The sequence below is a fragment of the Micromonospora sp. NBC_01392 genome, from assembly GCF_045040125.1.
In the GTDB taxonomy this organism is placed as follows: domain Bacteria; phylum Actinomycetota; class Actinomycetes; order Mycobacteriales; family Micromonosporaceae; genus Micromonospora.
The window spans coordinates 1,492,990-1,517,089 of the sequence record NZ_CP109549.1 but is presented as its reverse complement, the minus strand read 5'-3'; the positions used below and the strand labels follow the sequence as shown (position 1 = coordinate 1,517,089).

22 protein-coding genes are annotated in these 24,100 nt (G+C 74.9%); 10 read left to right on the top strand and 12 right to left on the bottom strand.

Translation table 11 applies throughout. The annotated features are described in order from the left end of the window. The first annotated feature begins 26 nt into the window (after positions 1-26). The 8 genes from rfbA to hutH are packed head-to-tail and all read left to right on the top strand — an operon-like array spanning position 27 to position 9,363. Positions 27-917, top strand: coding sequence for a glucose-1-phosphate thymidylyltransferase RfbA (gene rfbA / locus OG767_RS07125; protein ID WP_405092694.1), 891 nt, complete (start codon positions 27-29; stop codon positions 915-917). Continuing rightward, entirely contained in the window at positions 914-1,522 is a 609-nt protein-coding gene (locus OG767_RS07120) for a dTDP-4-dehydrorhamnose 3,5-epimerase family protein (RefSeq protein WP_405092693.1), read from the top strand. Before rfbA ends, OG767_RS07120 begins: the two co-directional genes overlap by 4 nt. Before the next feature lie 57 nt (positions 1,523-1,579). After that, positions 1,580-2,428: a MurR/RpiR family transcriptional regulator gene (locus OG767_RS07115; RefSeq protein WP_405092692.1), complete on the top strand. Its 849-nt coding sequence runs from the start codon at positions 1,580-1,582 to the stop codon at positions 2,426-2,428. Between the two features lie 12 nt (positions 2,429-2,440). Then, a complete protein-coding gene (hutU, locus tag OG767_RS07110) occupies positions 2,441-4,090 on the top strand; it encodes a urocanate hydratase (RefSeq protein ID WP_405092691.1) in 1,650 nt (549 codons plus the stop codon). Between the two features lie 11 nt (positions 4,091-4,101). After that, positions 4,102-5,322, top strand: coding sequence for an allantoate amidohydrolase (locus tag OG767_RS07105; protein ID WP_405092690.1), 1,221 nt, complete (start codon positions 4,102-4,104; stop codon positions 5,320-5,322). Continuing rightward, positions 5,319-6,665, top strand: coding sequence for a formimidoylglutamate deiminase (locus OG767_RS07100; RefSeq protein ID WP_405094152.1), 1,347 nt, complete (start codon positions 5,319-5,321; stop codon positions 6,663-6,665). Before OG767_RS07105 ends, OG767_RS07100 begins: the two co-directional genes overlap by 4 nt. Next, positions 6,662-7,828 (top strand): imidazolonepropionase, encoded by a 1,167-nt coding sequence (gene hutI, locus OG767_RS07095; RefSeq protein WP_281936083.1) that lies wholly within the window; start codon positions 6,662-6,664, stop codon positions 7,826-7,828. The genes OG767_RS07100 and hutI overlap by 4 nt, the downstream gene beginning before the upstream one ends. Then, positions 7,825-9,363, top strand: coding sequence for a histidine ammonia-lyase (hutH, locus tag OG767_RS07090; RefSeq protein WP_405092689.1), 1,539 nt, complete (start codon positions 7,825-7,827; stop codon positions 9,361-9,363). Before hutI ends, hutH begins: the two co-directional genes overlap by 4 nt. A gap of 73 nt (positions 9,364-9,436) precedes the next feature. On the opposite strand, the gene OG767_RS07085 is transcribed toward hutH, so the two are convergent. The 12 genes from OG767_RS07085 to OG767_RS07030 all read right to left on the bottom strand — a co-directional run bounded on the left by OG767_RS07085 (position 9,437) and on the right by OG767_RS07030 (position 19,917). Beyond that, positions 9,437-10,660: a hypothetical protein gene (locus OG767_RS07085; protein ID WP_405092688.1), complete on the bottom strand. Its 1,224-nt coding sequence runs from the start codon at positions 10,658-10,660 to the stop codon at positions 9,437-9,439. A gap of 10 nt (positions 10,661-10,670) precedes the next feature. Next, entirely contained in the window at positions 10,671-11,294 is a 624-nt protein-coding gene (gene rdgB, locus OG767_RS07080; protein WP_405092687.1) for an RdgB/HAM1 family non-canonical purine NTP pyrophosphatase, read from the bottom strand. Then, the gene (gene rph / locus OG767_RS07075; RefSeq protein ID WP_107162398.1) at positions 11,291-12,019 is read right to left on the bottom strand and encodes a ribonuclease PH; all 729 of its coding nucleotides are present in this window, start codon (positions 12,017-12,019) and stop codon (positions 11,291-11,293) included. Before rph ends, rdgB begins: the two co-directional genes overlap by 4 nt. A 54-nt stretch (positions 12,020-12,073) precedes the next feature. After that, positions 12,074-13,216: a glycosyltransferase gene (locus OG767_RS07070; RefSeq protein WP_405092686.1), complete on the bottom strand. Its 1,143-nt coding sequence runs from the start codon at positions 13,214-13,216 to the stop codon at positions 12,074-12,076. Next, positions 13,213-14,349 carry a glycosyltransferase family 4 protein gene (locus tag OG767_RS07065; protein ID WP_405092685.1) on the bottom strand — a complete coding sequence of 379 codons (1,137 nt, stop codon included), beginning with the start codon at positions 14,347-14,349 and terminating at the stop codon, positions 13,213-13,215. The genes OG767_RS07070 and OG767_RS07065 overlap by 4 nt, the downstream gene beginning before the upstream one ends. A gap of 90 nt (positions 14,350-14,439) precedes the next feature. Further along, a complete protein-coding gene (locus OG767_RS07060) occupies positions 14,440-15,186 on the bottom strand; it encodes an MBL fold metallo-hydrolase (RefSeq protein ID WP_405092684.1) in 747 nt (248 codons plus the stop codon). A 224-nt stretch (positions 15,187-15,410) separates the two neighbouring features. Continuing rightward, a complete protein-coding gene (locus OG767_RS07055; RefSeq protein WP_281936097.1) occupies positions 15,411-16,376 on the bottom strand; it encodes a PLP-dependent cysteine synthase family protein in 966 nt (321 codons plus the stop codon). A 10-nt stretch (positions 16,377-16,386) separates the two neighbouring features. Then, positions 16,387-16,788, bottom strand: a complete 402-nt coding sequence (locus tag OG767_RS07050) for a MoaD/ThiS family protein (protein ID WP_405092683.1) — start codon at positions 16,786-16,788, stop codon at positions 16,387-16,389. Positions 16,789-16,857: 69 nt separating this feature from the next. Then, positions 16,858-17,346, bottom strand: coding sequence for a Mov34/MPN/PAD-1 family protein (locus OG767_RS07045; RefSeq protein WP_107162394.1), 489 nt, complete (start codon positions 17,344-17,346; stop codon positions 16,858-16,860). Between the two features lie 55 nt (positions 17,347-17,401). Next, positions 17,402-17,899 carry a DUF2017 domain-containing protein gene (locus OG767_RS07040; protein ID WP_199199973.1) on the bottom strand — a complete coding sequence of 166 codons (498 nt, stop codon included), beginning with the start codon at positions 17,897-17,899 and terminating at the stop codon, positions 17,402-17,404. A 61-nt stretch (positions 17,900-17,960) separates the two neighbouring features. Beyond that, positions 17,961-18,251, bottom strand: coding sequence for an ATP-dependent Clp protease adapter ClpS (clpS, locus tag OG767_RS07035; RefSeq protein ID WP_107162392.1), 291 nt, complete (start codon positions 18,249-18,251; stop codon positions 17,961-17,963). A gap of 103 nt (positions 18,252-18,354) precedes the next feature. Further along, a complete protein-coding gene (locus tag OG767_RS07030; RefSeq protein WP_405092682.1) occupies positions 18,355-19,917 on the bottom strand; it encodes a hypothetical protein in 1,563 nt (520 codons plus the stop codon). A gap of 193 nt (positions 19,918-20,110) precedes the next feature. Between OG767_RS07030 and OG767_RS07025 the strand changes: the two genes are divergently transcribed. Together OG767_RS07025 and OG767_RS07020 are read left to right on the top strand one after the other, a co-directional pair. Further along, complete coding sequence (locus OG767_RS07025) at positions 20,111-22,783, top strand: LuxR C-terminal-related transcriptional regulator (RefSeq protein WP_405092681.1); 2,673 nt, start codon at positions 20,111-20,113, stop codon at positions 22,781-22,783. Positions 22,784-22,799: 16 nt separating this feature from the next. Continuing rightward, positions 22,800-24,086 carry a nicotinate phosphoribosyltransferase gene (locus OG767_RS07020; RefSeq protein WP_396776320.1) on the top strand — a complete coding sequence of 429 codons (1,287 nt, stop codon included), beginning with the start codon at positions 22,800-22,802 and terminating at the stop codon, positions 24,084-24,086. The last annotated feature ends 14 nt before the right edge of the window (positions 24,087-24,100 follow it).

Genomic DNA, 24,100 nt, shown 5'->3' with positions numbered 1-24,100 from the left:
AGTTTACGCGACGGTACGCTCCGCGGGTGCGCGGAATCCTTCTCGCCGGTGGCACCGGATCCCGGCTCTGGCCGATCACGCGGGCCGTTTCCAAGCAGCTCATGCCGGTGTTCGACAAGCCGATGGTCTACTACCCGCTCTCCACGCTGGTGATGGCCGGGGTGCGGGAGATCCTGGTGATCACGACGCCGGAGGACCGCCCGCAGTTCGAGCGGCTGCTCGGCGACGGCGGCCAGTGGGGGCTGCGGCTGACGTACGCCGAGCAGGCCCGGCCGGAGGGCATCGCGCAGGCGTTCCTGATCGGCGCGGACTTCATCGGCGACGACTCGGTCGCGCTGGTCCTGGGCGACAACATCTTCCACGGCGTCGGTCTCGGCCGGCAGCTCGCGCAGCACGGCGACCCGGCCGGCGGGCGGGTCTTCGCGTATCCGGTCGCCAACCCGCAGGCGTACGGCGTGGTCGAGTTCGACGCGGCCGGCCGGGTGCTGTCGATCGAGGAGAAGCCGGCCCGGCCCCGCTCCCGGTACGTGGTGCCCGGCCTCTACTTCTACGACAACCGGGTGGTCGACATCGCCCGCAAGCTGACGCCCAGCGCCCGGGGCGAGTTGGAGATCACGGCGGTGAACGAGACCTACCGCGCGTGGGGCGAACTGTCCGTGACGGTGCTCGACCGGGGCACCGCCTGGCTGGACACCGGCACGTTCACCTCGCTGATGCAGGCCGCCGAGTTCGTCCGGGTGATCGAGGAGCGCCAGGGCATGAAGATCGGCTGTGTCGAGGAGGTGGTCTGGCGGTCCGGGCTGATCGACGACGAGCGGCTGCGGGCGCTGGCCCACCCGCTGACCCGCAGCGGTTACGGCGACTACCTGCTGGGCCTGCTGGCCGAGCGGCCGGACGGCGTCCGGAGCGGCTCGTGAGGATCCGGCCGCTGGGCATCGAGGGGGCCTGGGAGGTCACGCCGCAGCAGCACGGCGACCCGCGCGGGCGTTTCCTGGAGTGGTACCGCCACGACCGGCTCGCCGAGGCGGTGGGGCATCCGTTGCGGCTGGCCCAGGCCAATCTCTCGGTCTCCGCGCGGGACGTGGTGCGCGGCATCCACTTCGCCGACGTCCCGCCCGGCCAGGCGAAGTACCTGACCTGTGTCCGGGGGGCGGTGCTGGACGTGGTGGTGGACGTGCGGGTCGGCTCGCCGACCTTCGGCCGGTGGGAGGCGGTACGCCTGGACGACACCGAGCGGCGGGCCGTCTACCTCGCCGAGGGGCTCGGGCACGCCGTCTGCGCGCTGACCGACGACGCCACGCTCAGCTATCTCTGCTCCGCCACGTACCGGCCGGCGGCCGAGCACACCGTGCACCCGCTCGACCCGGCTCTCGCCATCGCCTGGCCGACCGCGGCGCCGCTGCTGTCCGCGCGGGACGCGGCTGCGCCGAGCCTGGCCGAGGCGCGGGCGGCGGGCCGGCTGCCCGGCTACGACGCCTGCCGGTCCTTCACCGCCGGGCTGGGCGCGCACCCGTCGGCCTGAGCGGCACCGCAGCCGCCCCTCTTGCCTGCTGAAAGTTTTCATGCATAGAGTCAGCGGGTGAATGAAACCGGTGCGTCCAGCGCCGACCGCCTGCTCGACCTCTTCCACGGCGTGCGGCTCACCCCGACCCAGCGCCGCATCGCGCACTGCCTGGTGCGCCATGCCGGCGCGGCGGCGTACCTGTCCGCGGCCGAGGTGGCCGAACTGGCCGGGGTCAGCCAGCCGTCGGTGACCCGGTTCGCCATGACGCTCGGGCACGACGGCTACCCCGCGCTGCGCCGCCGGCTGCGGGACCTGGCCGCCACCGGGACGACCGAGCCGGCCGCGGCCGGGAACCCGCTGCAACGGGCGGTGCACGCCGAGCGGGACAACCTCGACCGGCTCGCCGGGCAGCTCGCCGACGCCGACCGGATCGCCGAGGTGGGCAAGCTGCTGGCGGCCACCCGACCCCTGCCGGTGCTCGGGTTGCGCGCCGCCGCGCCGCTGGCCGCGTACTTCGCGTACTTCGCCGCGAAGGTGCACCCGGACGTGCGGGTCCTCGACGACGGCGGCAGCCTGCTCGCCGACCGTCTCGACCAGGCCGTCGCCGCCGGCGCCACCGCGCTGCTCGCGTTCGTGCTGCCCCGCTACCCCCGGGAGACGCTGGACGCGCTGCGCGAGGCCCGCGACGCCGGGCTGACGGTGGTGGCCATCACCGACTCCCCGGTCAGCCCGGCCACCGACCACGCCGAGGTGGTGCTGCCCGCCGCGGTCGGCACCGACCTCGTCTTCGACCTGCACACCGCCCCGATGACGCTGGCCATGGTGGTGTTGCAGGCGATCTGCGACGCCGCCCCGGCCGAGACCCAGGCCCGGCTCGAGGCGTTCGAGTCGTCCGCCGCCCGCCGCCAGTTGTTCCTCGGCTGAGAGGAGTACGAGATGCACCAGCCCGTCCGCGCCGCCCGCGGCACCGTACGCACCGCGAAGGGGTGGCCGCAGGAGGCCGCGCTGCGGATGCTGATGAACAACCTCGACCCGGAGGTGGCCGAGCGCCCCGACGACCTGGTGGTCTACGGCGGCACCGGGAAGGCGGCCCGGGACTGGCCGTCCTACCACGCGTTGGTGCGGACGCTCACCGAGCTGCGCGACGACGAGACCATGCTGGTGCAGTCCGGCCGGCCGGTCGGCGTGCTGCGCACCCACGAGTGGGCGCCGCGCGTGCTGCTGGCCAACTCCAACCTGGTCGGCGACTGGGCCACCTGGCCGGAGTTCCGCCGCCTCGAATCGCTCGGCCTGACCATGTACGGGCAGATGACCGCCGGGTCGTGGATCTACATCGGCACCCAGGGCATCCTCCAGGGCACCTACGAGACGTTCGCCGCGGTCGCCGCCAAACGCTTCGGTGGATCGCTCGCCGGCACGCTGACACTCACCGCCGGCTGCGGCGGGATGGGCGGCGCGCAGCCGCTCGCGGTCACCATGAACGGCGGCGTCTGCCTGATCGTCGACGTGGACCGGACCCGGTTGGAGCGCCGGGCGCACGACCGCTACCTGGACGAGATCGCCGACTCGTTGGACGACGCGGTGGAGCGGGCGCTGGCCGCGAAGCGGGACCGGCGGGCGCTCAGCGTCGGCGTGGTCGGCAACGCGGCCACCGTCTTCCCCGAGCTGCTGGCGCACGGCGTCGAGATCGACATCGTGACCGACCAGACCAGCGCGCACGACCCGCTGTCGTACCTGCCGGAGGGGGTGGACCCGGGCGACGCGCGGGACTACGCGGCGGCCAAGCCGACCGAGTTCACCGACCGGGCGCGGGCGTCGATGGCGAAGCACGTCGAGGCGATGGTGGGCTTCCTCGACGCCGGCGCGGAGGTGTTCGACTACGGCAACTCGATCCGGGGCGAGGCGAAGCTCGGCGGGTACGAGCGGGCGTTCGACTTCCCCGGCTTCGTGCCGGCGTACATCCGGCCGCTGTTCTGCGAGGGCAAGGGCCCGTTCCGGTGGGCGGCGCTCTCCGGCGACCCGCGCGACATCGCCGCCACCGACCGGGCCATCCTCGACCTGTTCCCGGAGAACGAGTCGCTCGCCCGGTGGATGCGGATGGCCGGCGAGCGGGTCGCGTTCCAGGGCCTGCCGGCCCGGATCTGCTGGCTCGGCTACGGCGAGCGGGACCGCGCCGGGGTGCGGTTCAACGAGATGGTGGCCTCCGGTGAGCTGAGCGCGCCGGTGGTGATCGGCCGGGACCACCTGGACTGCGGCAGCGTGGCCAGCCCCTACCGGGAGACCGAGGCGATGGCCGACGGCTCCGACGCGATCGCCGACTGGCCGCTGCTCAACGCGCTTGTCAACACCGCAAGCGGCGCGTCCTGGGTGTCCATCCACCACGGCGGCGGGGTCGGCATCGGCCGGTCCATCCACGCCGGGCAGGTCTGCGTCGCCGACGGCACCGCCCTCGCCGGGCAGAAGATCGAGCGGGTGCTCACCAACGACCCGGCGATGGGCGTGATCCGGCACGTCGACGCCGGCTACGACGACGCCCGCGAGGTCGCGGAACGCACCGCCGTCCGCATCCCCATGGCCGAGGCGTAAGGAGGGGCCCCTTGTTAACGCATTCGGTAGAGGAAGGGCCCCTTGTCAACAGGTTCCGCGCGCTGTGGGACGAGATCGCGCCGGTCGGGCGGGACGCCGGCAGCGGCGGCTACCTGCGGTACGCGCTGACCGAGCCGGAGCGCAGGCTGCGCGGCTGGTTCCGGGAGCAGGCCGACCGGCGGGGGATGCCGGTCAGCGAGGACGGCAACGGAAACCTGTTCGCCTGGTGGGGCGACCCGGCGACCGGCGGCGCGGTGCTCACCGGCAGCCACTTCGACTCGGTGCCGCACGGCGGCGGGTACGACGGGCCGCTCGGCATCGTCAGCGCGTTCCTCGCCGTGGACGAGCTGCGGGCCGCCGGGGCCACCCCGGACCGGCCCGTCGTGGTGGCCGCGTTCGTGGAGGAGGAGGGCGCCCGGTTCGGCGTACCCTGCCTGGGGTCGCGGCTGCTCACCGGCGAGATCGACGTCGACCGCGCGGCCGGGCTGCGCGACCAGGCCGGGGTGAGCTTCGCCGACGCGCTGGGCGGGCGGCCGGCGGGCGCCGACCCGGCGCTGCTCGGCCGCTTCGCGGCCTTCGTGGAGCTGCACGTCGAGCAGGGCCGCGCGCTCGTCGACACGGACGCGCCGGTCGCGGTGGCGTCCGCCATCTGGCCGCACGGCCGGTGGCGGTTCGACTTCACCGGCGAGGGCAACCACGCCGGTACGACCCGGATGGCCGACCGGCGCGACCCGATGCTCACCTACGCGTTCACCGTGCTCGCGGCGAACAAGGAGGCCCGGCTGCGCGACGCGCACGCCACCGTGGGCCGGGTGTCGGTCGAGCCGAACGCCACCAACGCGATCCCGTCCCGGGTCACCGGCTGGCTGGACGCCCGGGCGGCCGAGGCGGCGACGCTGGACGGCCTGGTCGAGGCGGTACGCGCCAAGGCCACCGAGCGGGCCGGCCGGGACGGCACGGCGCTGACCTGCACGCGGGAGTCGGCGACGCCGCTCGTCGCGTTCGACGGCGGGCTGGCGGAGCGGCTGGTCGCGCTGCTCGACGCGCCGACGCTGCCGACCGGCGCCGGGCACGACGCCGGCGTGCTGGCCGCGCACCTGCCGACCGCGATGCTGTTCGTGCGGAACCCGACCGGGGTGTCGCACTCCCCGGCCGAGTCCGCCACCGACGCCGACTGCGCGGCCGGGGTGACCGCCCTGGCCCGGGTGCTGGAGGAGCTGGCATGCCGCTGACCCGCTGGCTGGCCGAGTACGCCTGGCTGCCCGACCACGCCGAACCCACGCCGGACGTGCTGATCGAGGCGACGGACGGGCGGCTCACCGCCGTCACGCCGCTGACCGGTGGCGGTCCGCCGGCCGCCGGGGTGGCGGTGGACGCCGTCCGGCTGCCCGGCCTGACGCTGCCCGGCCTGGCCAACGCCCACTCGCACGCGTTCCACCGGGCGCTGCGCGGGCGCACCCACGCCGGCCGGGGCGACTTCTGGTCCTGGCGGAACCCGATGTACGCGGTCGCCGCCCGCCTCGACCCCGACTCCTACCTGGCGCTGGCCCGGGCCGCGTACGCGGAGATGGCGCTCGCCGGGATCACCTGCGTCGGCGAGTTCCACTACCTGCACCACGGCCCGGACGGCACCCGGTACGACGACCCGAACGTGATGTCCGCCGCGCTGGTGGAGGCCGCCGCGCACGCCGGGATCCGGCTCACGCTGCTGGACGCCGCGTACCTGACGGCGGGCGTGGACGGCGCGGAGCTGGTCGGACCACAGCGCCGGTTCGGCGACGGCGACGCGCTGCGCTGGGCGGAACGGGTCGACGCGTTCCGCCCGGCCGACGGGCACGTGCGGCGCGGCGCGGCGATCCACTCGGTGCGCGCGGTGCCGGCCGGGCAGCTCGCCACCGTGGCCGGCTGGGCGGACCGGCACGGGCTGCCGCTGCACGCGCACGTCTCCGAGCAGCCGGCCGAGAACGACGCCTGCCGGGCCGTGCACGGCTGCACGCCGACCCGGCTGCTGGCCGACCACGGGGTGCTCGGCCGGCACACCACCGCCGTGCACGCCACCCACCCGACCGCCGCCGACGTGACGCTGCTCGGCGACAGCGGCACCGGCGTCTGCCTCTGCCCCACCACGGAACGGGACCTGGCCGACGGGATCGGCCCGGCCCGGCGCATCGCCGAGGCGGGCAGCCCGCTCAGCCTGGGCAGCGACAGCCACGCCGTGGTCGACCTGTTCGAGGAGGCCCGCGCGGTGGAGCTGGACGAACGGCTGCGCACCCGCAGACGCGGGCACTTCACCGCCGCCGAACTGTTCGCCGCCGCCACCGTGACCGGCCACGCCGCGCTCGGCTGGGGCGACGCCGGCCGGCTCGCCGTCGGCGACCGGGCCGACCTGGTGACGGTACGGCTGGACAGCGCCCGCACCGCCGGGGTGCCGCCGGTCGGTGTGTTCTTCGCGGCCACCGCCGCCGACGTCACGCAGGTGGTGGTGGACGGCCGGACCGTGGTGGCCGACGGCCGGCACCTGACGGTGGACGTCCCCACCGAGTTGCGGGACTCGATCGCGGCGGTCACGTCATGACCGGCAGCCTGCTCGTGGACAACATCGGTGAGCTGGTCACCAACGACGGCCGGGGCGGTGACCCGCTGGGGGTCCGCCGCGACGCCGCGCTGCTGGTCGAGGACGGGCGGGTGGCCTGGGTCGGTCCGGCCCGCTACGCGCCCGCCGCCGGCCGGCGCGTCGACGCCGCCGGCGCGGCGGTGCTGCCCGGCTTCGTGGACAGCCACGCCCACCTGGTCTTCGCCGGTGACCGGGCCGCCGAGTTCGCCGCCCGGATGGCCGGCGAGCCGTACACCGGCGGCGGCATCCGGACCACCGTCGGCGCGACCCGGGCGGCCTCCGACGACGACCTGCGCGCCACCGTGGGCCGGCTGCGCGCGGAGATGCGGCGGCAGGGCACCACCACCGTCGAGATCAAGAGCGGGTACGGCCTGAGCGTCGCCGACGAGGCCCGCTCGCTGCGGATCGCCGCCGAGTTCACCGAGGACACCACGTTCCTCGGCGCGCACGTGGTGCCCGCCGAGTACGCCGACCGGCCCGACGACTACGTGGGGCTGGTGTGCGGGCCGATGCTGGCCGCCGCCGCGCCGTACGCCCGCTGGATCGACGTGTTCTGCGAGCGGGGCGCGTTCGACGCCGACCACGCCCGGGCGATCCTCACCTGCGGGCAGGCGGTCGGGTTGGGTGTCCGGCTGCACGCCAACCAGCTCGGCCCCGGGCCGGGCGTCCGGCTCGGCGTGGAACTGGGCGCGGCCAGCGTCGACCACTGCACCCACCTGACCGACGCCGACGTGGACGCGCTCGCCGGCTCGGAGACGGTCGCCACGCTGCTGCCCGGCGCCGAGTTCTCCACCCGGTCGCCCTACCCGGACGCCCGCCGGCTGCTCGACGCCGGGGTCACCGTGGCGCTGGCCACCGACTGCAACCCCGGCTCGTCGTACACCTCGTCGATGCCGTTCTGCGTCGCGCTCGCCGTACGCGAGATGGGGATGACCCCGGCGGAGGCGGTGTGGGCGGCGACCGCCGGCGGGGCGGCGGCGCTGCGCCGCACCGACGTCGGGCGGCTGACCGTCGGGGCCCGGGCCGACCTGGTCGTCCTCGACGCGCCGACCCACCTGCACCTGGCCTACCGGCCGGGGGTGCCACTGATCCGTCAGGTTCTGCACAACGGAGTGCCACGATGACCACCGTCACCATCCTGTCCACCGGGGTCACCCCCGCCGACGTGCTCGCGGTCGCCCGCGGCACCGCCAAGGTCGTGCTCGACCCCGCCGCCGTCGAGGCGATGGCGACCAGCCGGTCCATCGTGGACGGCATCGAGGCCGCCGGCCGCCCGGTGTACGGCGTCTCGACCGGGTTCGGGGCGCTGGCCAACACGTTCGTCGCCCCCGAGCGGCGGGCCGAGTTGCAGGCCGCGCTGATCCGCTCGCACGCGGCCGGGGTGGGCGCGCCGATGCCCCGCGAGGTGGTGCGGGCCATGATGCTGCTGCGGGTACGCTCGCTCGCGCTCGGCCGCTCCGGCGTCCGCCCGCTCGTCGCCGAGGCGCTCGTGGACCTGCTCAACCACGAGATCACCCCATGGGTGCCGGAGCACGGCTCGCTGGGCGCGTCCGGTGACCTGGCGCCGCTGGCGCACTGTGCGCTGGTGCTGCTCGGCGAGGGCTGGGTGCTCGGCCCGGCCGGCGAACGGCTCGACGCCGCCGAGGCGCTGCGCCGGGTCGGGCTGGCCCCGATCGAGCTGGCCGCCAAGGAGGGGCTGGCGCTGATCAACGGCACCGACGGCATGCTCGGCATGCTGCTGCTGGCCGTCTCCGACGCCCGGCACCTGTTCGCCATGGCGGACGTGACCGCCGCGCTGGCCATCGAGGCGATGCTCAGTTCGGAGCGGCCGTTCCTGCCCGAGCTGCACGCCATCCGCCCGCACCCCGGCCAGGCCGCCTCGGCCGCGAACATCCACCGGCTGCTCCAGGGCTCGGCGGTGATGGACTCGCACCGCGACGACCTGGCCCACGCGGTGCAGGACGCGTACTCGATGCGCTGCGCGCCGCAGGTGGCCGGCGCGGCCCGGGACACGCTGGACTTCGTCGAGGTGGTCGCCGGCCGGGAGCTGGCGTCCGTGGTGGACAACCCGGTGGTGCTGCCGGACGGGCGGGTCGAGTCGACGGGCAACTTCCACGGCGCGCCGCTCGGCTTCGCCGCCGACTACCTGGCCATCGCCGCCGCCGAGGTGGGCGCGATCGCCGAACGGCGGGTGGACCGGCTGCTCGACGTGGCCCGTAACCGGGACCTGCCGGCGTTCCTCTCCCCCGACGCCGGGGTGAACTCCGGGCTGATGATCGCGCAGTACACCGCCGCCGGCATCGTCGCGGAGAACCGCCGACTGGCGGCCCCCGCCTCGGTCGACTCGCTGCCCACCAGCGGCATGCAGGAGGACCACGTCTCGATGGGCTGGGCGGCCACCAAGAAGCTGCGCACCGTGCTGGACAACCTGACCAGCCTGCTCGCGGTGGAGCTGCTGGCGGCGGTACGCGGGCTCCAGCTCCGCGCGCCGCTGGAGCCGTCCCCGGCCGGCCGGGCCGCGTTGGACGCGCTCGGCGACACGATCGGCGACCCCGGCCCGGACGTCTTCCTCGCCCCGCTGATCGAGGCGGCCCGATCCGTCGTCGCCGGCCCCAACCTACGCGCCGCCATCGAACGCGCCACCGGCCCTCTCGCCTGACGCCCGCCCTCGATTCGCGCTGATTCACGGAAAGCGTGGCCATTCGACGTCGAATGGCCACGCTTTCCGTGAATCAGCGGCCGGGGTCCGCGGGTGGGGTGGGGAGGTAGGCGACGTTCGGGTCGAGCAGGGCGGTCCAAGGGGGCCGGAACTCGGCTGCCCGGGACCGCATCTCGGTGCGCAGGTGGGACAGCCACGGGCCGCTGTCCCACGGCCCCATCCAGTCCGGCCAGGAGTCGTAACGGCGCTCGACGGAGAAACCGTCAGGCGTGGTCGCCAACCGCAGGAAGATCCAGCGCCCGTGCCGGGCATCGGCCTCGGCCGCCCGGAGCTCCTCGACCAGCGTGAAGAGGTCCCGGAAACCGTCCCCGGGCCGGTCCACCGGGCGGAACTCGCCCGGAATCTGGCGCATCGCGCCGTCCAGCGCCTCCACGACCACCGAGGACCGGCCGTCCGCGCCCGGGGCCCGGAGGCGCGCCCAGTCCACCAACGCCGCCAGTGCCCCGGTGCCGGCCGGCTCCGGGCGGGGCAGCTCGTCCGCCTCACCCATGGCCGCCCAGACCAGCCGTTCGTGCTGCGTCTCACTGAGCTTCCGGACCCGTCGGTGCGGCACCTCGGCATTCCCCGGCACGACCGGTACGACAGTGCCGGGGGTGAGACCGGCCCGCGCTGCCGAGGCGAGGGCGGCGTCCAGGTCGACCGGAACGGACCGGACCCGCCCGAGCAGACCGGTGAGCGCAGCCGCGTCGACCGCGTGGCCGGCCGCGGCGGCGAGCAGTCGGTCGGCGTGGGTCGCCACGTCCACCCGTTCCGACTCGCCGTCGACGTCGTGCCCGGCCCACTCGAAGACCACCTCCGCCAGTTCCCGGCGGGCGCGGTCGGTGTCGAGGACGGCGCCGACGGTCTGCGGGAGGCCGTCGGCGACCCGGTCCGGGTAGCGGACCCGGTGCCAGTCGCCGTGCTCGTGCCAGTAGACGTAGCCGAGCTGGTCGTCGTCGGCGTGCCGGACCAGTTCCGCCCAGGGCAGCCAGGCGGGCGCGCCGGCGAGCAGGTCGATCGGGGGACTCGCGTCCACCGTGTCGCTGTACTCGTGGTCGTAGCCGAACAGCACCGCCCGGTCGTCGGCGACGAGGACCAGCCGCCCCCAGTTGCCCCCATGGTCGTCGTGGTGGGCCCCGTCGGCGTCGATCCACCAGACGTCGTCGTGGCCGAGCGCGGCGAGTGCCGCGCCGAGCACCCCCCACCGGCCCCACAGCACGGCCGGACCGGCGAGGTCCACGGTCGTCCGCTCCGTCACGGGTACGCCGTCAGCCGGCCGCGGGGAGCACCTTGGCGACCAGCTTGGCCAGCTCCCGCAGCGCCTTGCCACGGTGGCTGACCGCGTCCTTCTCCGCCGGCGTCAGCTCCGCGTTGGTCCGCTCCTGCCCGTCGCCGAGGAAGATCGGGTCGTAGCCGAACCCGCCCTCGCCGCGCGGCGCGCGCAGCAGCCGGCCCGGCTGCCGGCCGTCGACCAGGTGCTCCTTGCCGCCGGGCAGCACCAGCGCCACCGTGCAGACGAAGGCCGCGCCCCGGTGCTCGTCCGGCACGTCGCCCACCTGGTCCAGCAGGAGCTGGAGGTTGGCCCGGTCGTCGCCGTGCCGGCCGGACCAGCGGGCGCTGAACACGCCGGGCATGCCGTTGAGCGCGTCCACCGCGATGCCCGAATCGTCGGCGATGGTCGGCAGGCCGGTGCGCCGGCAGCCCTCCCGTGCCTTGATCAGCGCGTTCTCGCCGAACGTCAGGCCGGTCTCCGGCAGCTCCGGATATTCCGGCACGTTGTCCAGGCCGACCAGGGCGACCCGGTGGGCGCCGAGCGCGCCGTCCAGGATCCGCTGCAACTCGACGAGCTTCTTGCGGTTACGGGTGGCCAGCAGCACCTTGTTGTCGGTCACAGGTTCAGCGCCTTCCGCTGTGCGTCGGCCAGTTCCAGACAACCCGCCACGCCCAGGTCGAGCAGCGCGTCGAGCTGGTCGCGGGCGAAGACACCGGCCTCGCCCGTCCCCTGCACCTCGACGAAGTCGCCGGCGCCGGTGCAGACCACGTTCATGTCCACCTCGGCGGTCACGTCCTCGGCGTAGCAGAGGTCGAGCATCGGCTCGCCGCCGATCACGCCGACGCTGACCGCGGACACCGACCGGTGCATCACCTTCTCCACCTTGCCGGTCAGCGACTTGCGCTCGGCCAACCAGGTCACCGCGTCGTACAGCGCGACGTACGCGCCGGTGATCGCGGCGGTACGGGTGCCGCCGTCGGCCTGGAGCACGTCGCAGTCGAGCACCACGGAGTTCTCGCCCAGCGCCTTGAGGTCGACGCAGGCGCGCAGGCTGCGACCGATCAGCCGGGAGATCTCGTGGGTGCGACCGCCGACCTTGCCGCGGACGCTCTCCCGGTCCGAGCGGGTGTTGGTGGCTCTCGGCAGCATCGCGTACTCGGCGGTCACCCAGCCCAGCCCGGAACCCTTGCGCCAGCGGGGCACCCCCTCGGTGACGCTGGCCGTGCAGAGCACCCGGGTCGCGCCGAACTCGACGAGCACCGAGCCCTCCGGGTGGGTGCTCCAGCCCCGGGTCAGGGTCACCGGTCGGAGTTGGTCGGGCCGCCGCCCGTCAGGTCGCGCCATGCCTGCACCCTATGCGGTGCGCCGATCGCGCCGTCCACGGGTGCCGCCGGCCGGTCAGCGCTCCGGCGGGTCGACGCCGTGCGCGCGGAGGAAACCCGCGACCGCGGCCGGCCAGCCGAACTCCTCGGCGCGGGCCCGGGCGGCGGCACGGCGCTCCGCCGCCGGCCGGTCCAGCAGCCGGCGGACCGCGACGGCGAACGCCGCCGGGGTGCCGTACGCGGCGAGCCCACCCGCGCCGACCACCTCCGGCAGGGCGCTCGCCGCGTTCGCCACCACCGGCGTGCCGCACGCGAGCGCCTCCAGCCCGGCCAGGCCGAACGTCTCCACCGGCCCCGGTGCGAGCGCCACGTCCGCGCTGGCCAGCAGCGCGGCCACCGCCAGCCGGTCCGGCAGGAAACCGGTGAAGTGCACCGGCAGGCCCGCCGCCGACCGGGCCAGCGCCGGCCGCAGCGGCCCGTCACCGGCCAGCACCAGGACCGCCGGTACGCCGGCACGTCGCAGCCGGGCCAGCGCGGCCACCGCCAGCGCGGGGCGCTTCTCCACGGAGAGCCGGGCGCAGTGCACCAGCAGCACCTCGGAGTCGTCCGCGTACCGTTCCCGCAGCGCCGGATCGGCCCGACGGGGGTGGAACGTGTCCAGGTCGACACCGAGCGGCACCCGCTCCACCGGCGGCCCGTCCAGCCGGACGAACTCCTCGGCGGCCCAGCCGGTGGTGCAGACGATCCGGTCGTACCGGCGGGCCGTCTCGCGGTTCAGCCGGTCGGCGGTCCGCCGGGCCAGCCCGGCCGGCATCCCCCACTGACCGAGCAGCCCGGTCAGGCTCTCGTGCGAGACCATCGTCGAGCGCACCCCGTGCTCCCGGGCCCAGCGGCCGGTCCAGCGCAGCGTGCTGCGGTCGGAGACCTCGATCCGGTCCGGGGCCAGGTCGGTGAGGAGCCGGGCCAGCCCCCGCCGGTCCGACAGCACCCGGTAGCCGCCGGTGCCCGGCAGTTCCGGTCCGGGCAGGGCGATCTCGCGCCCCCACGGACGCATGCGGTCCGCGGGGCGCGCGCCGGGGATCACCAGCACGGGTTCGTGACCGGCGGCCAGATAGCCGGCGCCCAACTGCCGCATCGCCGTCCGCAGCCCGCCGGAGCGCGCCGTCACGAAGTTGGCGAGCCGGACGATGCGGACCGGGCGGGGACCGGCCCCGGTCACGCCGGAAGCCGGCCGGCGGGCGTCCCGGCCAGCACGGCCTCGTAGTGCCCGATCAGCTCGTCACCGACCGCGTCCCAGCTGCGCCGGGCCACCGCGACGCGGGCCGCCGCGCCGTACCGGGCCCGCCGCGCCGGGTCGGCGGCCAGCTCGGCCACGGCGGCGGCCAGCGCCGCGCCGTCGTCCGGCGGCACCAGCAGCCCGGTCACCCCCGACTCGACCAGGTCCACCGGACCGCCGCTGGCCGGCGCCACCACGGGTACGCCGCTCGCCGCGGCCTCCTGGAGCGTCTGCCCGAACGTCTCGTGCGGTCCGGTGTGGACGAACACGTCCAGGCTGGCGTACAGCTCGGCCAGCGCGTCGTCGTGCCGCACGCCGAGGAACCGTGCCGCCGGCAGCGCGCGTTCGAGTTGCCGGCGCACCGGTCCGTCGCCGACCACCACCACCCGCACGCCGGGCAGGGCGGTGATCGGCGCCAGCAGTTCCACCCGCTTCTCCGGGGCGAGCCGGCCGACGTAGCCGACCAGCAGTTCGCCGTCCGGGGCGAGCGTCGCGCGGAGCCGAACGCTGCGCCGTGCCGGGTGGAACCGGACCGCGTCCACGCCCCGCCGCCACAGCCAGATCCGCCGTACCCCGTGGGTGATCAGGTCCGCCGCGGCGCGGGTGGACGGCGCGAGGGTGCGCTGCGCGGAGTTGTGGATCTCCCGGATCCGCCGCCACGCGGCGGCCTCGCCCCACCCCACCCGGTACGCCCGGGCGTAGGCCGCGACGTCCGTCTGGTAGACCGCGACCGTGGGCAGGCCGTGCCGGGCGGCCGCCGACGCCCCGGCCGCGCCGAGCACGAAAGGGCTGGCCAGATGGACCACGTCGGGCCGGTGCCCGAGCAGCGCGCCGGTCAGCCCGACGCGCGGCACGCCGAGGCGGAAGCCCTGGTAACGGGGCAGGGGCACGCTCGGGATGCGCACCACCGGATAGGCGTGGTGGTCGGCCCGGCGACGCCGGCCGCCGGCCGGGGCGGGCGCGACGACAAGCGGCTCGTGCCCCCGGGCGACGAGGTGCTCGGCGGCCCGGACGACCGAGTTCGCCACGCCGTTGACATCCGGCGGGAACGACTCGGTGACGATGGCGATCCGCATGGCCCGAGCGTGCGGGCCGTACGGATGCGGCAGGCGACCACACGCTGACCGGCCGGCGAACAGTACGGCAACGCGCGGGCCGGCCGGCGCTCAGACGTCGTAGCCGGCGCCGGCCCGGACCACCTCGATCGGCCCGGCGTACGCCCCGGCCGCCGACTCCACGGTGTGCGACTCGCTGCCCCATGCGGGAACGAGGTGGGTGAGCAACAGCCGGCCCACCCCCGCCTTGGTGGCCGCCTCACCGGCCTCCCGGCCGGTCAGGTGCAGGTCCGGCGGATTGTCCATGCCGTCCAGGTAGCTGGCCTCGCAGAGGAACACGTCGGCGTCCTGGGCCAGGCGCAGCAGCGCCTCGCAGGGCGCCGTGTCGGCGGAGTAGCAGAACACCCGGCCGCCGTGCTCCAGCCGCACCCCGTACGTCTCGACCGGGTGGTTCATCCGGTCGACGGTGACGGTGAACGGGCCGATCGGGAACGTGCCCGGCTGGAGGCTGTAGAACTGGTAGACGTCCTCCACCGTGCCCTCCTCCTGCCCGTACGCGCTGGCCAGCCGGTCGGGCGCGCCGGAGGGCGCGTACATCGGCAGGGGCGGGTAGGGGCCGTCCGGGGCGTACCGGCGCACCACCACGTAGTTCACCGCGTCGAACATGTGGTCGCAGTGCAGGTGGGTGAGGAGGATGGCGTCCGGGGCGTGCAGCCCGACGTAACGCTGGAGCGTGGAGAGCGAACCCGCGCCGAAGTCGATCAGGAGCCGGAACCCGTCGGCCTCCATCAGGTAGGCGGAGCAGGGCGATTCGGGGCCCGGAAAGCTGCCCGCACAGCCGAGGACGGTCAGTCGCATCCGGTTGCCTCGATCTCACCGTGGGTAGTCGATGCGTCGGCAGCCGCCCCGTCGTTGATCTCCACCGACGCGCTCGCCACGCTGCGCAGCCTACGCGGCGGCCGGTCGGGCAAGAATCATCTACCGGAAGTTGTCATCAACGTGACACCCATACGCGTCCAGGATCCGGGAGATCGCGGCGATCCGGCCGGTGTGTCCCCACCGACCGGACCGCCACCGGGCCGTCAGGCCCAGAGTTGACCGTCCAGCGCGTCCTCGGCGTCCGCGAGCGTGCCGCCGTACGCCCCGGTGGACAGGTACTTCCAGCCGCCGTCACAGACCACGAACGCCACGTCGGCGCGGCGGCCCGCCTTCACCGCCTCGTGCGCCACGGCGAGCGCTGCGTGCAGGATCGCGCCGGTGGAGAAGCCGGCGAAGATCCCCTCCACCTCGACGAGCTGCCGGGTCCGCAGCACCGCGTCCCGGGTGCCCACCGAGAAGCGCCGGGACAGCACCCCGGCGTCGTACAGCTCGGGCACGTAACCCTCGTCGATGTTGCGCAGGCCGTAGACCAGCTCGCCGTAGCGCGGCTCGGCCGCCACGATCTGGATCCCGTCGACCTTCTCCCGCAGGTAGCGGCCGGTGCCCATGAGCGTGCCGGTGGTGCCCAGCCCGGCCACGAAGTGGGTGATGCCCGGCAGGTCGTGCAACAGCTCCGGCCCGGTCGTCTCGTAGTGCGCCCGGGCGTTCGCCTCGTTGCCGTACTGGTAGAGCATCACCCAGTCGGGGTGCTCGGCCGCGATCTGCTTGGCGGTGGCGACGGCCTGGTTCGAGCCGCCGGCGGCCGGCGAGAAGATGATCTCCGCGCCGTACATCCGGAGCAGCTGCACCCGCTCGGTGGAGACGTTCTCCGGCATCACGCAGACCAGCCGGTAGCCGCGCAGCTTCGCCACCATGGCCAGCGAGATGCCGGTGTTGCCGCTGGTCGGCTCCAGGATGGTGTCGCCGGGACGGAGCCGGCCGGCCTCCTCGGCCGCGCGGACCATGAACAGGGCCGCGCGGTCCTTGATGCTGCCGGTCGGGTTCCGGTCCTCCAGCTTGGCCCAGAGCCGCACCGGCGGCGCCCCGTCGGGCACGGTCGGGGAGAGCCGGGGCAGGCCGACCAGCGGCGTGCCCCCGGAGGCGTCGAGCAGGCTGTCGTACCGCGCCATGGCGGGCCGCCTAGCGGACGGCGACGGCGCGCGCGGACCTCGCGTGCGACGCGGTCGCTGCCGCGGCGCCGTGCGAGGCGGTCGCCGCCGCCGCGGCGCTGTGCGACGCGAGCGCCGCCGCGGCGGCGAAGCCGAACGCGCCGCCGGCCACGGCCGGCAGGATGGTCACGCTGTCGCCGTCGTTGAGCTTCGCGTCCAGCGCGCCGAGGAAACGGACGTCCTCGTCGTTGACGTAGACGTTGACGAACCGGTGCAACGCGCCGGCGTCGGTGACCAGCCGGCCCCGCAGGCCGGCGTGCCGGGAGTCCAGGTCGGTGAGCAGGTCGGCGAGCGTGTCGCCACTGCCCTCGACGACCTTCGCGCCGCCGGTGTAGCTGCGCAGGATGGTGGGGATGCGAACCTCGATGGCCATGGTGTCTCGTGCTCCTCGTTCAGGGTCGTGCCAGGTGACGGACGGGAAAGGGCATGCCGGCGCTGGGGATCAGCGGCCGGAACACTCGTAGTCGACCGTCGCCGGGCTCTGCCCGAACATGTAGGACTGGACGGCGTTCGGGTCCACGGCGGCGTCCACGATCTCGACCGGCTCCTCGGTGACCACCCCGTCGACGATCCGGAAGGAACGGATCTCCTCGGTGTCGGGCTCACGGGTGGAGACGAGCAGGTAGTGCGCACCCGGCTCGCCGGCGAAGGAGACGTCCGTGCGGGACGGGTAGGCCTCCGTCGCGGTGTGCGAGTGGTAGATGACGACCGGCTCCTCGTCGCGGTCGTCCATCTCCCGCCAGACCCGCAACTGCTCCATCGAGTCGAACTCGTAGAACGTCATCGAACGGGCGGCGTTGTCCATCGGGATGTGCCGGGTCGGGGTGTCGCTGCCGGCGGGACCGGCGACCACGCCGCACGCCTCGTCCGGGTGGTCCCGGCGGGCGTGGGCCACGATCGCGTCGATGATCGACCGGTCGATGCTCAGCACGTCGACCAGCCTAGCGCCTGGCCACCCCGGGCGGCGAGGTGGCCGCCGTCACCACTCAGTCGATGAGCGCGTTGAGCAGGGACTCCTGGAGATATCCGAGATAGGCGTAGACCGACAGTTGGAACACCCGGGACGAGGCCGGGTCGGCGGCGACCGCGTCGTCCAGCTCCTCACCCAGGTCGGTGCCGTCCTTGATCTCCAGCCGGACGCCCATCGCCAGCCGGGCGTCGTTGAGCGCCCGCAGCCACGCCTCGGCCGCCTCCGCGTCCAGCCGCACCTCGCCGCCCGCGTCGCCGTCGGGCAACGCGGCGAGGATCGCGCCGGCCTGGTCGATCTTCGCGGTCTTCAGGTCGCCCTCGGTGTAGCGGCGGAACTCGGCGGTGCCGGCGTCGTCGTCCGGGTAGACCTCCGGGAAGAGCCGGCCGACCACCGGGTCGCCGTGGTCGAAGCCGTCGGTGAGCAGCCCGACCACCTCGGAGGCGACCTTGCGCAGCACCCGCACCTCGTCCACCGCGAAACTGGCCACGTAGCTGTCGCCCCGGCGACGGAACATGCTCACCGCGCCGTCCCCGGTCGCGACTGCGGGGCTCGCAACACCGGCTCACTCCTCGCGCTCACGACCGGTCCACCGTCGCCCACAGCCCGTACGCGTGCAGCTGCGCCGCGTCGTGCTCCATGCGTTCCCGGGCCCCGCTGGAGACCACCGCCTTGCCCTTGTGGTGCACGTCCAGCATGAGCTGCTCCGCCTTCTCCCTGCTGTACCCGAACAGCTTCTGGAACACCCAGGTCACGTACGTCATCAGGTTGACCGGATCGTCCCAGACGATGGTCACCCATGGCCGGTCGGAGACCGGCACCTCTGTGGTGTCCGGCGTCTCGACCGGCGCAACCTGTGGAGCCGCCATGCCCCCCATCGTGCCACCGGATCCGCCGAACCGATGAACCGGAACGGCGCGGCGGTCGGGATCGCCCGCCCGGACCACGGGCGCGCGCCCGGCGACCCCGGCCTCAGGCGAGCAGGATGCCGTGGTCGACAGCATCGGCGAGCACCCCACCCAGCGAGAGACGGATCACCTCGAAGCGACGGGACACCTCGCGGGACAGTTCGAGTTCCACCTCGCGCAGGGCGCGCTGGGCCCAGGACCGGGCGGCGTTCGGATCGTTGTTGCCCGGTGCACGCCAGTGCTGCCAGCAGCCGCCGTTGAGCGCCACGCCGACCGGCGGGAGCGCCTCGTCGCGTGCCGCGCCGGGCAGCCCGGCCAGCGCGTCCAGGGCGCCGACGCCGGCCAACGAGGCGACCCCGGCGGTGCTGGTGACCAGGAGCACCCGGTCCAGCTCCCGGCCGTCGGGATGGTCGGCGAGGCCCCAGCGCACGGCGCGGGTGATCCGCCGGCGTACGCCTTCGGCGAGCGGCGCGCCGAAGACCCGGGCGGCGGCGTCGTCGACCATGCCGCGCACCGCCTCGTCGCACTGCGCGGTGGCGAGCAGGGACAGCGCCTCCAGCTCACGGTCGAGCAACGGCGGCAGGCCGGCGCAGCCGACCCCGAAGACGATCTCCTGGACCACCCGGAGGTGGATGTTGGCCAGTTCCAGCGCGAGGTGCTGGCGGATCCGCTGGGCGCAGGAGCGGGCCTGGCGGTCGAGCCGGTCGGCCAGCTCGGCCGGCTCGACGCCGGTCAGTACCGGCACCCGGCCGTGCGCGCCGGGTGGTTCCGGCGGGCGGGCGCTGGCCCGCCGCAGCCCCTCGCCGGCGGCCCAGCCGACCAACGCCCGGCGCAGGTTCGGCAGCTCGGTGCGGCGGGCCGGGAACCACCGGGCCCGGGCGAGCGCGGGCACCGCGGCCAACAGCACCGCCCGGTGGGCCGCGATGGAGACCGCCACCGGGTCGAGCGGGCCGGCGGGGCCGGGCGGGCCGGCGGGGCCGGGCGACGGCACGGACGCCCCCGTGCCCTCCGCCGTCGCGCCGTCCGCCGGCACCGCCCAGCCGGTCCCGCCGGGAGTGACGACGAAGAACACCTCGACCGACGCCCGCGCCACCTCGGTCAGCAGGTGCAGCTCGGCGGCGCTGAACGCCTGGTCGGCGGCGATCACGAAGAGCAGCGCGCCGGCCCGGCCCACGGCGTCCCGCAGCACCCGGCCACCGGCCACCCCCAGCGCGGCGGTGTCCGGCGTGTCGAGCACCGCGAAGTGCCGCAGCAGCGGGTCGGGCAGGCTGAGCTCGACCCGGCGCGGCGGCCGGGCCAGCGCGGGACCGGTGGCGAGCGGGTCGGCGCCGTACGCGAGCGGGTGGCGGTAGCCCGGGACACCGGCCGCCCGGGTGGCGACCTTGGCGTGGTTGACGAGCAGGTGGCTGCCGACGGGCACGGCCAGCGTCCCGGCCGGCACCCCGAGCAGACCGGCGACCAGCTCGCGCCGACCGGCGCCGGCCGGGCCGGCCGCGACCACGGCGAGCGGCTCGTCCGGGCCGGGTGCGGTCACGCCGAGGCGGGTCGGGAGCGCGGCGCATCGCGGCGGCTCGGCCCGGTCGCCCGGATCCGGCACGTCGACCGCAGGGAGTGGACCCGGCTTCATCAGACGGCCTCCCGGTGAGGCGGCCGGGCACGGCCCGGTCGCGGGAACTGTCCCCGGCGGGGATGTCGGAAGAGTACGGGTGTCGGCCATCCGACACCGAACACATCCGGTACTCACGAGTAATTGCCAGATTACTCAACTTCACTGCGTGACGGCGTGCGCGCGGAGGGCATTCCATCGATATGCTGCCTCGATGACCAGGTGGGAGTTCGTCGGCCGAGCGGATGAACTTCACCGGCTGTCATCCACGATCGGTGGTCCGGACGGGCGCGGCCTGCTCTTCAGCGGCGACGCCGGGGTGGGCAAGAGCCGCCTGCTGCGGGAGGGGGTGGCCGCGCTCTCCCCCGAGCGCTTCGCGATCTGGTCGGTCGCGGCCAGCGCCACCACCGCCGCGCTGCCGTTCGGCGGGCTGGTCCAGGTGCTCCCCGCCGCGCAACCGCAGGGCCTCTCCCCCGCCGGCATCCTGCGCTGGGCGGTGGATCTGCTCCAGGAACAGGCCGCGGGCCGGCCCATCGTGCTGGCCATCGACGACGCGCACCTGCTCGACCCGCCCTCGGCGGCGCTGGTGCACCTGGTCGCCCGCTCGGAGAACGCCACCGTGATCGGGACGCTGCGCAACGGCGAGCAGATCCCGTTGCCGATCCGCGCGCTGTGGACCGACGACCTGGTCGACCTGGTCGAGCTGGGCCCGCTCGGCCGCAGCGAGACCACCGGCCTGCTCGCCGCGATCCTCGGCGGCCCGGTCGACGCCGGCTCCTCCGACCGGCTGTTCCGGCTCTCCGCCGGCAACCCGCTGCTGCTGCGCGAGCTGGTGCTGGCCGCCGGCGACGAGCTCGACCGCAGGTACGGGATCTGGCGGTGGACCGGCCGGCTGGAGCTGGCGCCCAGCCTCACCGACCTGATCGACACCCGGATCGGCCGGCTGACCCCGGGCGTCCGGGCGGTGGTGGAGCTGGTCGCCTTCGGCGAGCCGCTGGGCCTGCACCTGCTGGAACGGGCGGTCGAGCCGGCGGACGTGGAGGCCGCCGAGGAACGCGGGCTCATCGCGATGGTCCGCGACGACCGGCGGCTCAACGTCCGGCTGGCCCACCCGCTCTACGGCGAGGTGATGCGCCGGCACTGCCCGGTCAGCCGCACCCGCCGACTCCAGGCCACCCTGGCCGAGCTGCTGGAACAGGTCGGCAAGCGCCGTCGCGACGATCTGCTGCGGGTCGCGGTGTGGCGGCTCGACTCGGGTACGGCGCAGAACGTGACGCTGCTGCTCGACGCCGCGATGCAGGCGTTCGGCCGGTACGACGTGCCGCTGGCCACCCGGTTGGCCCGGGCCGCGTTGGAGGCCGGCGGCGGCACGGACGCCGCGGAACTGCTCGCCACCATCCTCATGTTCGGCGACCGGCCGGAGGAGGCGATCCGGGTGCTCGACCAGGTCGCCGGCGAGATCCACGACGACCGGCGGCGCAGCCGCTGGCTGACCGTCCGGGGCATGGTGAGCTACTGGGGGCTCAACCGGGAGTCCACCGTGGAGGAGATCGCCGCCCGCGGCGCGGAGCTGGACGATCCCGCCGACCGGGCCCGGGTCCGCGCCTTCGAGGCCATCATGCGGCTGCACCGGCTGGACGTCGACGTCGCGGTGCGGCTGGCCCAGGAGGTGCTGGACCGCCCCGCCGCGCCGATGGCGGCCCGGGAGCTGGCCCGCTGCACGCTGGCCCACCTCCAGGCCGCGCAGGGGAAGTACCGGCGCAGCGCCACCGCGATCGCCCGGGTGCAGGCCGAGGCGGCGTGCTGGCGCTCCGACATGCCCTACCTCCAGCTCGCCATGGAACTGGCCCGGGGCACCCGGCTGGCGCTCGCCGGCGACCTGGCCGGCATCGACGCGATCGTCGCCGACGAGTTCGCCGATCTCGCCGGCGCCGGCGACTTCCGGCTCGGCAGCGGCTACCTGGCCATCCTCCAGGCGTACGCGGCACGGCTGCGCGGGCGCGGCGGCGACGCGCTCCGGACCAGCCTGGGCGCCTGCGCGGTGCTCACCACCAGCCGGGTCTACGCCGGCCTGGCCCACGCCGAGCGCGCCCAGGCCGCGGCGCTGCGCGGGGACGCGGCGCACGCCGCCGAGGCGATGGCCGAGGCGGACCGCACGCACGCGCCCGGGATGGCGGTCCTCTACCCGTGGCTGGAGCAGGCCCGGGGCGCCGCGCAGGCGGTGGCCGGTGACCTGCCGGGCGCCGTCAAGCACCTCTGCGCGCTGGCCGACCGGCTGCGCGAGGACGGCCTCGCCGGCCACGAGCTGCTCGTCCTGCTCGACCTGGTCCGGCTCGACCAGGCCGCCGCGCCGGTCGGCCCCACCTGCACCGACGGCGGCCGGCGCTCGGTGGCGCAGCGCCTGGCGGAACTCTCCGAACAGATCGACGGCGTGCTGCCGCCGCTGGTCGCCCGGTTCGCGCGGGCCGCGCTCGACGGCTCCCCGGACGACCTGCTCACGGTCGCCGACGGCTTCGCCGACCGGGAGCTGGTCGTCTACGCCGCCGAGGCGACCGCGATGGCGCTGCACCGGATGCGGGACGCCCGGGCCGGCGTTCCGGGGGCGGCCCGGGAACGCCTCGCCGACCTGCTGCGCCGCTGCGACGAGATCTCCACCCCGGCGTTGCGGCTGCTCCGGCCGGCGCTCAGCGACCGCGAGTGGGAGATCGCCCGCCTCGCCGCCACCGGGCTGACCAGCCGCGTGATCGCGGAACGGCTGTTCCTCTCCACCCGCACGGTGGAGAACCACCTGCAACGCGTCTACAGCAAGCTCGGCGTCACCCGCCGTAGCGAGCTGCGGGCCGCGCTGGGTTCGATGCCGGGGCACGACGGCACCGATCCGGCCTGAACTCTAGGCTGGGGCGGTGAGCACCCTTCGCCCCGCACTGCTGACCGACCACTACGAGCTGACCATGGTCAGCGCCGCGCTTCAGGACGGCACGGCCGACCGACGCTGCGTCTTCGAGGTGTTCAGCCGGCGGCTGCCGGCCGGCCGCCGCTACGGGGTGGTCGCCGGCACCGGCCGGCTGATCGAGATGATCCGCGACTTCCGGTTCGACCCGACGGAGATCGACTTCCTGCGCCGGACGGGCGTGGTCGACGACCGGGCCGCGCAGTGGCTGGCCGACTACCGCTTCACCGGCGACGTCGACGGCTACGCCGAGGGCGAGCTGTTCTTCCCCGGCTCACCGATCCTCACCGTGTCCGGCTCGTTCGCCGAGTGCGTGGTGCTGGAGACGCTGGTGCTCTCCGTGCTCAACCACGACTGCGCGATCGCCGCGGCGGCGGCCCGGATGGTCACCGCCGCCCGGGGCCGGGCGCTGATCGAGATGGGCTCCCGCCGGGCGCACGAGGAGGCCGCGGTGGCCGCCGCGCGGTCGGCGTACCTGGCCGGGTTCCGGTTCACCTCCAACCTGGCCGCCGGGCAGCGGTACGGCATCCCGACCGCCGGCACCGCCGCGCACGCGTTCACGCTGCTGCACGACGACGAGCGGACCGCGTTCGCGTCCCAGGTCGCCACGCTGGGCAAGGACACCACGCTGCTGGTCGACACGTACGACATCGCGCAGGGCATCCGCAACGCCATCGCGGTGGCCGGGCCGGAACTGCGGGCGGTCCGGATCGACTCGGGTGACCTGGCGGTGATCGCCCAGCAGTCCCGTGAGCTGCTCGACTCGCTCGGCGCCACCGAAACGAAGATCATCGTCTCCGGCGACCTGGACGAGTACGCGATCGCCTCGCTCGCCGCCGAGCCGGTCGACATGTACGGCGCCGGCACCGCGGTGGTGACCGGCTCGGGCGCGCCCACCGCCGGCCTGGTCTACAAGCTGGTCGAGGTGGAGGGGCGGCCGGTGGTCAAGCGCTCCGAGCACAAGTCCACCATCGGCGGCCGGAAGGTCGCCGTCCGCCGGCACAAGCCGACCGGCACCGCCACCGAGGAGGTCATCGTGCCGCAGGGCGTGCCGGACCGGCAGCCCAACGACCGGCTGCTCCAGCACTCGTACGTGGTGTCCGGCGAGCCGGTGACGCTGCCGACGCTGGACGAGTCCCGGGAACACCTGCGAGAGTGCCTGATCTCCATCCCGTGGGAGGGGCTCAAGCTCTCCGGCGGCGACCCGGCGGTGCCGGTGACCGTCGTACCCGCGACCTGAGAAGGGACCGACCA

Coding starts and splice junctions, on each gene's coding strand:
- OG767_RS07040 (WP_199199973.1), bottom strand. CDS start 17,899: ATGTTCCGTCGCCGGGGCGACAGCTACGTGGCCAGTTTCGCGGTGGAC.
- OG767_RS07025 (WP_405092681.1), top strand. CDS start 20,111: ATGACCAGGTGGGAGTTCGTCGGCCGAGCGGATGAACTTCACCGGCTG.
- hutH (WP_405092689.1), top strand. CDS start 7,825: ATGACCACCGTCACCATCCTGTCCACCGGGGTCACCCCCGCCGACGTG.
- clpS (WP_107162392.1), bottom strand. CDS start 18,251: ATGGCGGCTCCACAGGTTGCGCCGGTCGAGACGCCGGACACCACAGAG.
- OG767_RS07050 (WP_405092683.1), bottom strand. CDS start 16,788: ATGGCCATCGAGGTTCGCATCCCCACCATCCTGCGCAGCTACACCGGC.
- hutU (WP_405092691.1), top strand. CDS start 2,441: ATGCACCAGCCCGTCCGCGCCGCCCGCGGCACCGTACGCACCGCGAAG.
- OG767_RS07060 (WP_405092684.1), bottom strand. CDS start 15,186: ATGCGACTGACCGTCCTCGGCTGTGCGGGCAGCTTTCCGGGCCCCGAA.
- rph (WP_107162398.1), bottom strand. CDS start 12,019: ATGGCGCGACCTGACGGGCGGCGGCCCGACCAACTCCGACCGGTGACC.
- OG767_RS07030 (WP_405092682.1), bottom strand. CDS start 19,917: ATGAAGCCGGGTCCACTCCCTGCGGTCGACGTGCCGGATCCGGGCGAC.
- hutI (WP_281936083.1), top strand. CDS start 6,662: ATGACCGGCAGCCTGCTCGTGGACAACATCGGTGAGCTGGTCACCAAC.
- OG767_RS07055 (WP_281936097.1), bottom strand. CDS start 16,376: ATGGCGCGGTACGACAGCCTGCTCGACGCCTCCGGGGGCACGCCGCTG.
- OG767_RS07065 (WP_405092685.1), bottom strand. CDS start 14,349: ATGCGGATCGCCATCGTCACCGAGTCGTTCCCGCCGGATGTCAACGGC.